Source organism: Xanthomonas arboricola (assembly GCF_002940665.1).
Lineage (GTDB): Bacteria > Pseudomonadota > Gammaproteobacteria > Xanthomonadales > Xanthomonadaceae > Xanthomonas > Xanthomonas arboricola_B.
Genome location: NZ_MIGY01000002.1, coordinates 548,845 through 560,299 on the forward strand (window position 1 = coordinate 548,845; position 11,455 = coordinate 560,299).

The window sequence follows — 11,455 nt, forward strand, 5'->3', positions numbered from 1 at the left end:
GAAAGATCGAGTCTCGGTGTCGGCGCCTCGCCGCACCGCGGACGGCTACCTCGTGGCCAGTGCGTGCTGGAGCGGGTTGGAACCTGCGCTATCGACAGACGAAAGGAGGGCGATCTCATGGAGATCATCGACAGCCTGACGCTTGACGCGTCTGGGCTCGCGTTTACGCGGGATGGGTTCCTTGTCGGAGACGCCAAGGTAAGTCGCGCCGGCAATGTGCAGCATTACCTAGGTCGCGAGCTCGGCCTGACTGGTGACGAGGCCACACAGGTCTTCGGCGTTTATCGGGATCCCGCCACGGTATTCAACGAAGACAGCATGCGTTCTTTGGTGGGCCGGCCGGTAACGCGTGGTCATCCGCCTGATGGCGTCACCGCCGACAACTGGAAGGAGCTGACTGTCGGCCAGGTCGGTGGGCGTGTGGTGCGGGACGGTGAGCACGTAGTCGCGCCCATGGCGATCATGGATTCGTCTGCTGCGAAGGAGGTTGCGGCTGGCGCGCGAGCACTCTCCGCTGGCTACAGCGTGGAGATCATCGCTGATCAGGGCATCGCACCTGACGGGACCGCCTACCAGTACCGGCAATCAGGATCGCTTCGTTTCAACCACGTCGCCTACCTGCCCGACAACAACCCGCGTGCGGGTAATACCCGAATGGGGGACGCGCACTGGGGCACGCCCACCGCTGATCAATCAAGCATCGGGGATGGGCGCACCCCCGATGGCAAGCATCGCGCCGACACCCAATCTCCCAAGGAGAAACTCATGAGCAATACCCGTACGGTCCTGGTGGACGGTCTGTCGGTGGAAACCACCGACGCCGGCGCCCAGGCCATCGACAAGCTGCAGCGTCAGCTCTCCGACTCCACCGCAGCTGCCGCGCGCCAGGCGACCGAGCACACCGCAGCCCTGGCGCTGAAGGATGCCGAGATCGCCAAGCGCGATGCCGCCATCGACGACCTGAAGGGCAAGGTGTTGGACGACGCTGCCCTGGACGCGCGCGTGCAGGCGCGTGGTGACCTGGTGGCCACGGCCAAGGCAATCCACGACACCGATTACCGCGGCAAGAGCGATGCGGACGTTCGCAAGGCTGCCGTCATCGGCAAGCTCGGCGACGCTGCCATCGCCGGCAAGGGCGACGCCTACATCGAGGCGCGCTTCGACATCCTCACCGATGGCGTCAAGCCGTTCGACCCGGTCGCGCGCGCACTGAGCGATGGCGCCGCACACCGCACCGTCGTGCAGGACAACGGCTACGCCGCGTCCGTTGCCGGCCTCGATTACCGCACCAAGAACCAGGGGGCCTAAGTCATGGCACTGCAAACCAACTACCCGGACATCCAGCCTGCAGCCACGCGCGGCATGCAGGCCACGATGCTCCCGTCCACCATCATCTCTCGCACTGTCGAGGACGTCGCCGGCCTCGCGTTCGGCCTGGCCGTGGCACAGGGCGCGACGGACAAGGGCATCGTCACGTTCGGCGGCGCCAACCTGAAGTTCGTCGGCATCACGCTGCTGGATCGCTCGGCCACGGGCCTGGACCTGTTCCCGCAGCGTGCATCGGCGCGCGTCATCACCAAGGGCGACATCTGGGTGACCGCCTCGGTCGCCGTCGCCGCCGGCGATCCGGTGTACCTCACCGCAGCCGGCGCGTTCACCAACGTCGCCACCAACAACACTGCCATCACCGGCGCCCGCTGGGACACCAGCACCACCGCGGCAGCCCAGCTGGCCGTTGTCCGTCTCGGCTAAGGAGCCTATCCGCATGCGTGCACATCCACTCTTCGACGCCCAGGTGGTCATGGGCTTCGTGGTCTCGCAGACCACCATCATCGAGCCCGGCGTCTACCGGACCGTCTACCCGGACATCCAGTACCGCGACCTGGTCCCGGTCGATACGTCCGGCAGCGAGTTCGCCACGTCGGTCACCTACTACTCGCAGGACCAGTACGGTAAGGCCGACTGGATCAACGGCAACGCCGACGACATCCCGAAGGCCGGCACCAACCGCTCGCAGTTCCAGACCGGTGTGCACACCGCTGGTATCGGCTACGGCTACGGCTGGGAAGAGGTCGGGCGCGCGCAGCTGCTCGGCATCAACCTGTCCAACGAGGACGCAGCGGCCGCGCGCCGCGCATCCGAGGAGATGGTCGACCGCGTTGCGCTGCTCGGCGACGCCAGCAAGGGTTTCAGCGGTCTGTTCAACGCCACCGGCGTGACCCCAGTTGCAGCCCCCACCGGGGCGTGGGGCACCCTGCAGGCGCCCGGTACCGCCACGTCCGACCAGATCGTTGGCGACATGAACGCGGCGCTGATCAACGTCTTCAATGGCACCAACACCACCGCCATCGCTGACCGTCTGCTGCTGCCGTGGTCCAAGTACATGCTCATCTCGACCAAGAAGATGAGCGAATACAGCGATCTCACCGTGCTTCAGTACTTCCTGGCCAACAACGTCTACACGGCCACCACGCGGCAGCCGCTGGACGTGCGCGGCCTGCGCGGCCTGGATAACGCCGGTGTCGGCAATGTGGCGCGCATGGTCGCGTACCGCTATGACGCCAACGTGCTGAAGCTGCATATGCCGATGCCGCACCGCTTCCTGCCGGTGTACCAGAGCGGGCCGCTGCGCTGGGACGTGCCGGGCGTGATGCGCCTGGGCGGCCTGGACGTGCGCCTCCCCAAGCAGGTCGTCTACGTCGACGGCATCTGATCCACAACGGCCCCGCGCGTCACCGGCGGGGCCACACCGGAGCATGCAATGAAGATCAGCAATAACCACAAGACGCCGCTGGCGTTGCCGGACGGCACCGAGATCATTCCCGGCTCGCCGGCCATCGTGCCCAACTGGCAGGCCATCAAGAAAAACGCCGTCGTGCAGGCGTGGCTCGCCGCGAACATCCTCACCGAGTCGGAGGACGACACCGCGCCGTTCCTGCTCGGCACGTTCAACCTGCCCGATAGCATCCTGCTCATCGAAGGCGGCGACAGCGTCACGCGCGACGACGTCGTGCAGCACGCGTTCAAGGCCTCGGCGCTGTCGCTGGAGGACTGGAATTCGCTGGACGAAGTGGACCGCGAGGCACGTATCAGCGCATCGCTCGACGCGCTGAAGGCCGAAGCCGCTGCTGCCGCGCAGGCGGTGATCGACGCGAAGGCCGCCGACGACCAGAAGAAGGTCGATCTGATCGCCAAGCTGGAAGCCGGCGGCATCAAGCACGACAAGCGCTGGGGCTTGGAGAAGCTGCAGGCCGCGCTGGACGACGCCGAGAAGCCCAAGACCGGGAGCTGACCATGTACGGCACGCTGGAAGGAGCGGACGCGTATCACCTGGTCCGTGGCAACGCGGCATGGGCGGCAGGCAGTGAGGAGGCCCGCAGGGCGTCCCTGGTGCGCGGTACCGACTACATCGACGGCCGGTACCGGGTGCTGCTGTCTTCGGGCCGGTGGCAGTCGATGTTCCCCGGCGTGCGTACTGACGGGCGGGGCCAGCCGAACGAATGGCCCCGCACAGGCGCAGTCGATTACGACGGCAACCCGATCGCCGCCGACGCAGTGCCGATCGAGGTGGAGCACGCGGCGTACGAAGCAGCGCTGCGCGAGCTGATCGAGCCCGGCAGCCTATCGCCGGACTACGTCGCGAGCGCGCAGGTCACGCGCGAGAAGGTCGGCCCGATCGAAGTCTCATACGGTGCCAGCACCGCTGCAGGCAGCACGCCGAACCGCCCGGTCATTCCGGGCATCGACGAGATCCTGGCGCCGCTGCTGCGTCGCCCGATGGTGATGCCAGCCGTGAGGGTGGTCTGATGGCCGCAGCGCTCTATGCACGACTGGAAGCGACCGCTCGCAGGCTGATCGGTGGCTATGGCTACCTCACACAGCTGGAGCGCGACGGCGCCATCACCGGGCCGCCGCACAACCCGCAGCAGGGTCCACCGATGCGGCACGACTGCAAGGTGGTGGAAACCGAGTACAGCCTGACCAACCGCGACGCCACGCTGGTGCTGCAGGGGGACAAGCTGGGGCTGATCTCCACCGATGTCGCCATTGAACCGATGAAGGACGACAGGATCCTGCTCGGCGGCGTGCTGTATCGCTTCATTGACCTGCAGCCGCTGTCACCGGGCGGGCAGGTCCTCATGTACGAATTCCATGCGAGACGCTGATGGCCGCAACGACTTCCCGCCAACTCGAACAGCTGGCGGCGAAGCTGGAGCCGGCGATCGCGCGCGCCTTCCTCAAGGCGATATCCGAGGTCACCAGCCAGGCCGGCGTGCAGCTCATCGCAGATCTGCTGCAGGCCGGGCGGATCGACGACGTGCTCACCGTCATGGGGCTGGACGAGCCGCGCTTTGCGGATCTGGGCGAAGCGCTGCGCAACGCCTACGCGGCAGGCGGGCAGCAGGGTGTGTCGGAGATGCCGAAGATGCGGCTCAGCCTGGATCCGATCATCACCGGCAACTACAAGCCACGGCAGGACGTGCGTTCGCCGGCACTGCGTCCGAGCTTCGACCTGCGCAACCCCACCGCTGAGGGCTGGTTACGCGACAAGTCCAGCAACCTCATCACCGGCATCGTCAACGACCAGCGCACGCTGATCCGCAACGTGCTGGAGAGCGGCATGGTCACCGGCCGCAATCCTCGTCAGAGCGCGCTGGACATCGTGGGGCGCGTGGGAGACACGGGCCGGCGCACCGGCGGCGTGCTGGGCCTGACATCGCAGCAGGGCCAGTTCGTGCAGAGCATGCGCGGGGAGCTGGCCAGCGGTGACCCGAAGGAGATGGCGAAGTACTTCGGCCGTAAGCGCCGCGACAAGCGCCTCGACGGCATCGTCAAGCGCGCCATCGCCGCCGGCAAGCCGGTATCGCAGGCGGACATCGACAAGATCGCCGGGCGCTACGCCGACCGGCTTCTGCAGCTGCGTGGCGAGATGATTGCGCGCACCGAGTCGATCGGGAGCTTGAGCGCTGGACGCGAGGAGGCGTATCGGCAGCAGATCGAATCCGGCGCGCTGTCGGCAGACAACGTCATCGGCACGTGGTCGGACACTGGCGACCAGCGCACCAGGCACACGCACAAAGCCATGAACGGGCAGCGGCGCGCCTTCGGCGAGCCATTCCAGTCGCCGAGCGGCGCACTGCTGAACTACCCGGGCGACACGAGCCTCGGCGCCGGCCCGGAGGAGATCGTCGGCTGCCGCTGCATGAAGCAGTACCGGATCGACATGACGGCGGAGGTGCTACGTGGCAAGCAAGTTCGGTAACCAGGTCCGTGCATTTGCCGAGAAGGCCAAGCAGCGGCAGGAGGCCATCTTTCGCGAGTCGGCGCAGGCGGTGATGGATCAGGCGAACACGCCGGAGGGGCAGGGCGGGAGGATGCCGGTTGATACCGGGTTCCTGCGCAACTCCGCTGTCGCATCCAAAGATGGTCCGGCGTCCTCGGAAAGCGGCGAGCCCGCGCTGGTCTTCGCAGCCCTGCAGCTGGGCGAGGCCGTCTGGGCCGGCTGGACCGCCGCCTATGCGATGCGCATGGAGCATGGATTCAGCGGCAAGGACAGCCTCGGCCGGCAGTACGAGCAGGCCGGCAAGGGCTTCATGCGCGCTGCTGCGCAGAACTGGGACTTCATCGTCAACGAGGTCACCGCGAAGGTGAAGGCACGCATTCCATGAGCGACACCGCGATCTATGACGCCTTCGCCGGTCTGGTTGGCGCCTTCGCCGCGAGTATCGGCCTGCCGTGCTCCTATCCGGGCATTGGCTTCACCCCGCCGACCAGCGGATCCTGGCTCGAGCTGCAGTGGTTCCCCAACCAGACGCAGAATTACGGCATGGAGGACGACGGGCCGTCGCTGATGCAGGGCTTCGGCCAGCTGGCGGCATGCTATCGGCCAGGCGCCGGCATCATGGTCGGCACGCAGCTCACCGACCAGATCATCGCGGCATTCGGCAAGGGCACCACCTTCGCCGGCATGCGCGTGTACCGAAAGCCGTGGACCTCAACCATCATCCAAGACCCGGAGCGGCACATGCATCCGGTGACCATCATGTGGCGCGGCTTCGACAGCTAGGCCGCTCTGATCTGTGATAGAAACCCGTCATGAAGATCCGACCACATCGCGGCACCCTGGCAGATGCAATGGCCATGGCCGCCGACATAGAGCCAACGCGGGACGCTGTCGCGGATTTCCTGCAAAGGGAGGTCGACGGAGCGATCGACATCGCCGTCGACCTGATCAGCGTTGAGAGATACGGAACCACCGACGTCCGAACCGGGTGGGACACCCATGCAGTGATGCTGAAGGGAACAGGCATTCTTGCGTGGACAGACGGTCCGCTTCGCTACTCGGAGTAGTCAGGCACAACCCATATCGAGGCCCGCCATTGTGCGGGCCTTTTCGTTTCCCCAACCCCGCCCCGTGGCGGGTTTTTTTATGCCCAAAGCGAGGAGATATCAGCAATGGCTGAGGCACAAACCAACAGCGGTTCCAAGCTCTACATCTGCGCCACGCCGAAGAACGAGGATCTGACCCAGACCCAGTTCGCGGCGCTGACCTGGGTGCAGGTCAAGAAGGTCGGCAGCGTCGGCGAGCGCGGTCTGACCACCAACATCGTCACCTACGACACGTGGGACACCGCTGTCGCACTGAAGGGCAAGGGCATCTCGAATGCCGGCGACCCCGAGGTCGAGGTGGCGCGCGTGTTGGACGATCCGGGACAGGTCGCCATGCGTGCCGCCGGCTTGCCGTCGGTCACCGACGCCTACGCCTTTAAGGTCGAGCGCCCGTCCGGCGAAATCGAATACCTGCGCGGCCTGGTCACCGGCCCCCGCACGCCGGGCGGTCGCAACGAGGACTTCGTGCTGCACGTCTATTCGCTCGCCCTGAACCAGGTGCCGATCGAAGTGCCGACGCCCGTCACCCCGTAACCGAACAGCGGGGGATAGGGCGGCCGCCTGATAAGCCGGATCTGATCCAGCCGGCTTCCCTCGCTTCCTCTCCGGATCGATCGCAAAGGATCACCCATGACCGAATTGACCACCATCGTTGCCGCCGAGCGCGTCATCGATATCAAGCATCCCGCCACCGAGGCTCCTGTGGGCCTGCGCATCACGCTGCTGCCCGATACCCACCCGAATGTGCGCGCGGCCAGCCGCAAGGCGCTGAACGACCGCCTGATGGGCAAGGGGAAGATCACCGCCGAGAAGATGGAGCAAGGCCGCACCGACATGCTCGTTGCGTCTGTGGGCGGCTGGGAGTGGCAGGGCGACCTGACCTTCCACGGCAGCAAGCCCGCGCTGACCGACGAAGCCCTACGCAAGGTGCTGAAGGAGCTGCCGTGGATCAGCGACCAGCTCGAGGTGGAGCTGGGGAACCGCGCGGAGTTTTTTCGCAGCCCTGAAGGCGAGGATCTCTGACGCCACGTATCTCACCGTCCGGTACGACATGCCGGACGCGAAGGGCGAGACGCGGCGGCAGCGCAATGCCCGCTTCGAAGAACCGGCGCCTGACGTGGACATGCCTGAAGAAGCGGCGCACGTGTGGGACTGGTTCTGGTTGATCTCGGGCCGGCGCCAATCCGGCCCCGAGGCGCTGTCCTACGCCGAACTCGACGCGTGGCAGCGACTGCTCCTGCGCGATGTGCTCCCCGAAGAGGTGGAGATGCTCATGGCGATGGACGACGCCTACCTGCGTGCCGTGCGCGAAGAACAAGCAGCGGCGCGCGAGCGGCCGCCGGAACCGAGCAACACCTGGAGCTGATTGATGGATATCGCCGAACTTGGCTTTAAGGTCGATTCGAGTGGCCTGGTCGAAAGCACCAGGGCACTGGACCAGAACGCCGCCGCCGCCGACAAGGCGAGTGGATCAGCAGATCGGCTGGAGCGTTACTTCCAGTCGATGTCCCGCTCGATCGACCGCTCAGCCGTTGCGCTCGGCGACCGTTTGGGCGGAGCGCTGGAGCGGATCGGCATCGGTACCGGCACGGTAATCACCGAACTACAGGCGATGAACCGCGCGCAGGCGGAGATCGTCTCGGCGCTGGCGGCCATGGAAGGCCGTCTCACCGGTGCGGCGGCTGGACTGCAGGCCTACAGTGCGGCGGGCAAGAGTGCCGCTGCCGATGCGAGTGCGTCTGCCGCGGCGTCGGAGAAGCTGGAACGGCAGCTGGCAGAGCAGGAGGCGCGCTACCGCAGCGTCGCGCAGCAGGCGATGGCCTATGCCGAAGCAGGCCGCACGACGAACCTGTCGGATCGTGCCCTTGCTGAGGCTGCGCGCGACGCGGCAGCGGGGATCGACGTGCAGGCTGCGGCGATGTCGCGCGCCGGTACCGAGCAGGAACGCATGGTGGCGCGTGCGCGGGCGTTGCAGGAGGCCGAGGCACGCACCGCTAACCAGGCACGTGCAGCGGCGGAGGCAGCGCAGGCGCAGGAGATCAACCTCAAGCGCCTGCTCGCGCAGATCGATCCCACCGTTGCCGGTTTGAATCGGCTGGCCGAGATGGAGGAGCGGCTGGAGCGTGCCGGCGACCTGGGGCTGATTAAGCCGCAGGTGATGCAGCAATACCAGGCGCAGATCGAGGCAAGCCGGCAGGCGCTGCTGAAGTCCAAGAACACCACCGAGCAGTACGGCATGACCGCGCGCCAGACGGCCGCGGCGATGCGCATGATCCCGGCGCAGATGACGGACATCGTCACCAGCGTGGTCGCCGGGCAGCCGATCTGGATGGTGGCGATCCAGCAGGGTGGCCAGCTGAAGGACCAGCTTGGCGGCATCGGCCCGGCTGCGAAGGCCGTGTCCTCCTATGTGCTGGGCATGGTCAATCCGATGACATTGTCGGCTGCCGCCGCAGTCGCGTTGGCGGTGGCGGTGAAGCAAAGCCAGGATGAGCTGTTCGACTTCCAGAAGAACCTGATCCTCACCGGGCGAAATGCGGATATCAGCGGTGGCCAGTTCCGTGGCTTGGTGTCGGATCTGGACAAGCTGGCCGGTGTGACGCGCGGCGGCGCTGTGGATGCGCTGACCGCCGTCGCTGCTTCCGGCCAGTTTGCCGGCAAGCAGTTCTTGATGGTCGCCGAGGCGGCTGCCCGCATGGAGTCTTCCACCGGCCAGGCCAGCAGCAAAACCGTCGAGGCGTTCCAGCGTATCGCACGTGATCCTGTGAATGCGTTGGTGGAGCTCAATAAGCAGGAGGGCTTCCTCACCGCGGCGCAGCTGCTGCGTGTCCGCACGCTGCAGGAGGAGGGCCACGAGCAGCAGGCTGTTGCTGAAGCGCTGCAGATCTACTACGAGCGGTCAATCAATGTCGCCAATCAGGCCGAAGCAGCAATGCCGAGCCTGGTGAAGTGGTGGCGAGATGTGAAGGACGAGGTGGGCGGCGCCTGGGGCGAGGTAATGACCTTCAGCACCGAGCTGGAGAAGCTTGGCGGGAAGCTGAAGAACCTGCTACCTGCGTCCGGCCTGCAGTTCGACATGATCGCCACGCTCGCGTCGCCAAAGGCTCAGATGCAGCGTTTGAACTCTCTGATCGGCGGCGGCCGCATGCCCACGCCGGTTTTCGAGGTTGAGGTAAATGGTGGCAAAGCGATTGAAGATCTGGCGAAGGTCTACCAAGAGCAGGACGTAGCGGCCAAAGCAGCATCGGAAGCACTCACCACGCGGCTTGCCGGGCTTGACCGTGAATCGGCCAAGCTGGCCGCCCGCAACAAGATCATCGAGCTTTACAACAAGCTGGAAGGCGCGCGCGACGCGAAGGGGAACCCTGATTCGCGGTTGTCCGACGGATCCATGCAACGCCTCATCGCGCAATCCAACGCGCAGATCGACAAGCAGTTCAATCAGCGGGAAGGCGTCGGCAAGGCCAACACGGACGACAACGCGGCGCAGAGCTTCATCGCCAGCGTGCAGCGGCAGATCACCGCCAACCAGCAGCTGGCGGAGAGCGGCGACAAGGTGTCGGCCAGCGACCGGCTGGTGATCCAGGCGCGGCAGCTGCTGGCGGACAAGACCAACACGATGACGGCGGCGAGCAAGCAGCTGCTACAGGCGATGATTCCGCAGCTACAGGCGAGTGATGCGCAGGCCGAGAAGGCGAAGCAGACACAGCGCGACCTGGTGGCGCAGGCGGCTTTGACCGAGCGGCTGGCGCAGCTGGAGAAGCAACGGCAGGAGCAGTCTGATGTCGATCTGATGGGCATCGGCCGTGGGGCAGACGCCACGCAGATGCTGCAGCGTCAGCTGGACATCCAACGCGAGTACCTGCGCGAGCGGGAAAAGCTGGAAAAGGAGCAGCGCGGCCAGAACCCGCTCAGCGACGGCGAGTACCAGAACGAAATCGCCCTGCTCGAGGCGAGCAAGCAGCGTTCGCTGGAGATCGAGCGGGACTACCAGCAGCAGCGGATGGCGATGCTGGGAAACTGGCGGACTGGCTTCACTCGCGTCTGGGAGGACTACGCGTTTTCCGCTGCGAACGCCTCGGATCTGGCGGGTTCCGCCCTGTCCAACGGCCTCAGCGCGGCGGAGGATGCATTCGTCCGCTTCGTGCAGACGGGCAAGCTGTCGTTCTCGGATCTAACAAAGTCGATCCTGGCGGATCTGGCGCGCATTGCCGCAAGGCAGGCGATCGTCGGGGCTATCGGGTCCATCGTCGGATCGTTCGCTGGGTCAGCGGCCGGTGGTGCGTGGACTGGCACCAGCGCGGGCGCAGGCAGCAACCTCAACTTCGGCAATAACGTGGACAGCTTCACCGGCAGCAGCTGGGCGAGCTTCGGCGGCGGCCGCGCCGGCGGTGGCAACGTCTCCAACTCGTCGATGTACGAGATCGGCGAGTACGACCGGCCGGAGATCTTCAACGACCGACGCGGGCGCAGCTACCTGATCCCCGGCAACGACGGCACGGTGGTGCCGATGCATCAGCTGGCGTCCAGCAACGGTGGCGGCTCTGCCACTCCAACCGTAAACGTGAGCATAAACACCGTGGTCCAGAGTGATGGAAGTAGCACCACATCGGCCACCACCGGCGACGACAACGCGATGGGTCGCGCGCTTGCGAAGTTGATCGAACCAGAGGTGAAGCGGGTGCTGGTGCAGCAGATGCGGCCGGGCGGCCTGCTGACGGGAGCGCGCTGATGGCTGATGTATTTCCATGGAAGCCCACATCGCAGAGCAGCGGCACCGCGACCGGTGTGGTCAAGCGTGCAGACTTCGGCGACAGCTACAGCCAGTCCTCTGCCGATGGCATCAACCCGATCAAGCGCTCCTACCAGGTGACCTTCACTGGCCCCGAATCGCGCATGAAAGAAATCGCCGCGTTTATCGACGCACACATCGGCATCTCGTTCCTCTGGACGCCAAGGATCGGCGGCCAGGGGTACTACCAGTGCGACGGATACAGCGACCGAGGTGAGGGCGGCCGCATGCTCTCCATCAGCGCCACCTTTGAACAGAAATTCCAGCCTTAGG

15 protein-coding genes are annotated in these 11,455 nt (G+C 65.7%); all 15 read left to right on the forward strand.

All coding sequences use genetic code 11. The features are described from left to right. The first annotated feature begins 117 nt into the window (after nucleotides 1–117). The 15 genes from XarjCFBP7645_RS09410 to XarjCFBP7645_RS09480 all read left to right on the forward strand — a co-directional run bounded on the left by XarjCFBP7645_RS09410 (nucleotide 118) and on the right by XarjCFBP7645_RS09480 (nucleotide 11,454). A complete protein-coding gene (locus tag XarjCFBP7645_RS09410) occupies nucleotides 118–1,308 on the forward strand; it encodes a DUF2213 domain-containing protein (RefSeq protein WP_104537282.1) in 1,191 nt (396 codons plus the stop codon). Between the two features lie 3 nt (nucleotides 1,309–1,311). Further along, entirely contained in the window at nucleotides 1,312–1,752 is a 441-nt protein-coding gene (locus XarjCFBP7645_RS09415; RefSeq protein WP_104537283.1) for a structural cement protein Gp24, read from the forward strand. A gap of 13 nt (nucleotides 1,753–1,765) precedes the next feature. Next, nucleotides 1,766–2,713 carry a DUF2184 domain-containing protein gene (locus XarjCFBP7645_RS09420; protein WP_258079533.1) on the forward strand — a complete coding sequence of 316 codons (948 nt, stop codon included), beginning with the start codon at nucleotides 1,766–1,768 and terminating at the stop codon, nucleotides 2,711–2,713. A gap of 48 nt (nucleotides 2,714–2,761) precedes the next feature. Continuing rightward, nucleotides 2,762–3,292: a hypothetical protein gene (locus XarjCFBP7645_RS09425; protein ID WP_104537284.1), complete on the forward strand. Its 531-nt coding sequence runs from the start codon at nucleotides 2,762–2,764 to the stop codon at nucleotides 3,290–3,292. Between the two features lie 2 nt (nucleotides 3,293–3,294). After that, nucleotides 3,295–3,807, forward strand: coding sequence for a DnaT-like ssDNA-binding protein (locus tag XarjCFBP7645_RS09430; protein ID WP_104537285.1), 513 nt, complete (start codon nucleotides 3,295–3,297; stop codon nucleotides 3,805–3,807). Next, nucleotides 3,807–4,166, forward strand: a complete 360-nt coding sequence (locus tag XarjCFBP7645_RS09435; protein WP_104537286.1) for a hypothetical protein — start codon at nucleotides 3,807–3,809, stop codon at nucleotides 4,164–4,166. Before XarjCFBP7645_RS09430 ends, XarjCFBP7645_RS09435 begins: the two co-directional genes overlap by 1 nt. After that, nucleotides 4,166–5,263: a phage minor head protein gene (locus tag XarjCFBP7645_RS09440; protein WP_104537287.1), complete on the forward strand. Its 1,098-nt coding sequence runs from the start codon at nucleotides 4,166–4,168 to the stop codon at nucleotides 5,261–5,263. The genes XarjCFBP7645_RS09435 and XarjCFBP7645_RS09440 overlap by 1 nt, the downstream gene beginning before the upstream one ends. Then, nucleotides 5,244–5,669: a hypothetical protein gene (locus tag XarjCFBP7645_RS09445; RefSeq protein ID WP_258079534.1), complete on the forward strand. Its 426-nt coding sequence runs from the start codon at nucleotides 5,244–5,246 to the stop codon at nucleotides 5,667–5,669. The genes XarjCFBP7645_RS09440 and XarjCFBP7645_RS09445 overlap by 20 nt, the downstream gene beginning before the upstream one ends. Beyond that, nucleotides 5,666–6,067, forward strand: coding sequence for a phage tail terminator-like protein (locus tag XarjCFBP7645_RS09450; RefSeq protein WP_104532486.1), 402 nt, complete (start codon nucleotides 5,666–5,668; stop codon nucleotides 6,065–6,067). Before XarjCFBP7645_RS09445 ends, XarjCFBP7645_RS09450 begins: the two co-directional genes overlap by 4 nt. Nucleotides 6,068–6,096: 29 nt before the next feature. After that, on the forward strand, nucleotides 6,097–6,351 hold the full coding sequence (locus XarjCFBP7645_RS09455) for a hypothetical protein (protein WP_146091253.1): 255 nt from the start codon (nucleotides 6,097–6,099) through the stop codon (nucleotides 6,349–6,351). 105 nt (nucleotides 6,352–6,456) lie between these two features. Continuing rightward, the gene (locus XarjCFBP7645_RS09460; protein WP_065031482.1) at nucleotides 6,457–6,924 is read left to right on the forward strand and encodes a hypothetical protein; all 468 of its coding nucleotides are present in this window, start codon (nucleotides 6,457–6,459) and stop codon (nucleotides 6,922–6,924) included. Between the two features lie 96 nt (nucleotides 6,925–7,020). Beyond that, nucleotides 7,021–7,413: a hypothetical protein gene (locus XarjCFBP7645_RS09465; RefSeq protein ID WP_104532484.1), complete on the forward strand. Its 393-nt coding sequence runs from the start codon at nucleotides 7,021–7,023 to the stop codon at nucleotides 7,411–7,413. A 28-nt stretch (nucleotides 7,414–7,441) separates the two neighbouring features. Further along, nucleotides 7,442–7,756: a phage tail assembly chaperone gene (locus XarjCFBP7645_RS09470; protein ID WP_104537288.1), complete on the forward strand. Its 315-nt coding sequence runs from the start codon at nucleotides 7,442–7,444 to the stop codon at nucleotides 7,754–7,756. A gap of 3 nt (nucleotides 7,757–7,759) precedes the next feature. Then, entirely contained in the window at nucleotides 7,760–11,122 is a 3,363-nt protein-coding gene (locus XarjCFBP7645_RS09475; RefSeq protein ID WP_104537289.1) for a phage tail tape measure protein, read from the forward strand. Continuing rightward, on the forward strand, nucleotides 11,122–11,454 hold the full coding sequence (locus XarjCFBP7645_RS09480; RefSeq protein WP_104537290.1) for a phage tail protein: 333 nt from the start codon (nucleotides 11,122–11,124) through the stop codon (nucleotides 11,452–11,454). Before XarjCFBP7645_RS09475 ends, XarjCFBP7645_RS09480 begins: the two co-directional genes overlap by 1 nt. Nucleotide 11,455: the final 1 nt, after the last annotated feature.

Excerpts from the sequence above, each read along its gene's own strand:
- XarjCFBP7645_RS09455 (WP_146091253.1), top strand. The coding sequence starts at position 6,097 with ATGAAGATCCGACCACATCGCGGCACCCTGGCAGATGCAATGGCCATG.
- XarjCFBP7645_RS09430 (WP_104537285.1), top strand. The coding sequence starts at position 3,295 with ATGTACGGCACGCTGGAAGGAGCGGACGCGTATCACCTGGTCCGTGGC.
- XarjCFBP7645_RS09450 (WP_104532486.1), top strand. The coding sequence starts at position 5,666 with ATGAGCGACACCGCGATCTATGACGCCTTCGCCGGTCTGGTTGGCGCC.
- XarjCFBP7645_RS09435 (WP_104537286.1), top strand. The coding sequence starts at position 3,807 with ATGGCCGCAGCGCTCTATGCACGACTGGAAGCGACCGCTCGCAGGCTG.
- XarjCFBP7645_RS09410 (WP_104537282.1), top strand. The coding sequence starts at position 118 with ATGGAGATCATCGACAGCCTGACGCTTGACGCGTCTGGGCTCGCGTTT.
- XarjCFBP7645_RS09420 (WP_258079533.1), top strand. The coding sequence starts at position 1,766 with ATGCGTGCACATCCACTCTTCGACGCCCAGGTGGTCATGGGCTTCGTG.
- XarjCFBP7645_RS09415 (WP_104537283.1), top strand. The coding sequence starts at position 1,312 with ATGGCACTGCAAACCAACTACCCGGACATCCAGCCTGCAGCCACGCGC.
- XarjCFBP7645_RS09460 (WP_065031482.1), top strand. The coding sequence starts at position 6,457 with ATGGCTGAGGCACAAACCAACAGCGGTTCCAAGCTCTACATCTGCGCC.
- XarjCFBP7645_RS09470 (WP_104537288.1), top strand. The coding sequence starts at position 7,442 with ATGCCGGACGCGAAGGGCGAGACGCGGCGGCAGCGCAATGCCCGCTTC.
- XarjCFBP7645_RS09480 (WP_104537290.1), top strand. The coding sequence starts at position 11,122 with ATGGCTGATGTATTTCCATGGAAGCCCACATCGCAGAGCAGCGGCACC.
- XarjCFBP7645_RS09475 (WP_104537289.1), top strand. The coding sequence starts at position 7,760 with ATGGATATCGCCGAACTTGGCTTTAAGGTCGATTCGAGTGGCCTGGTC.
- XarjCFBP7645_RS09440 (WP_104537287.1), top strand. The coding sequence starts at position 4,166 with ATGGCCGCAACGACTTCCCGCCAACTCGAACAGCTGGCGGCGAAGCTG.
- XarjCFBP7645_RS09425 (WP_104537284.1), top strand. The coding sequence starts at position 2,762 with ATGAAGATCAGCAATAACCACAAGACGCCGCTGGCGTTGCCGGACGGC.
- XarjCFBP7645_RS09465 (WP_104532484.1), top strand. The coding sequence starts at position 7,021 with ATGACCGAATTGACCACCATCGTTGCCGCCGAGCGCGTCATCGATATC.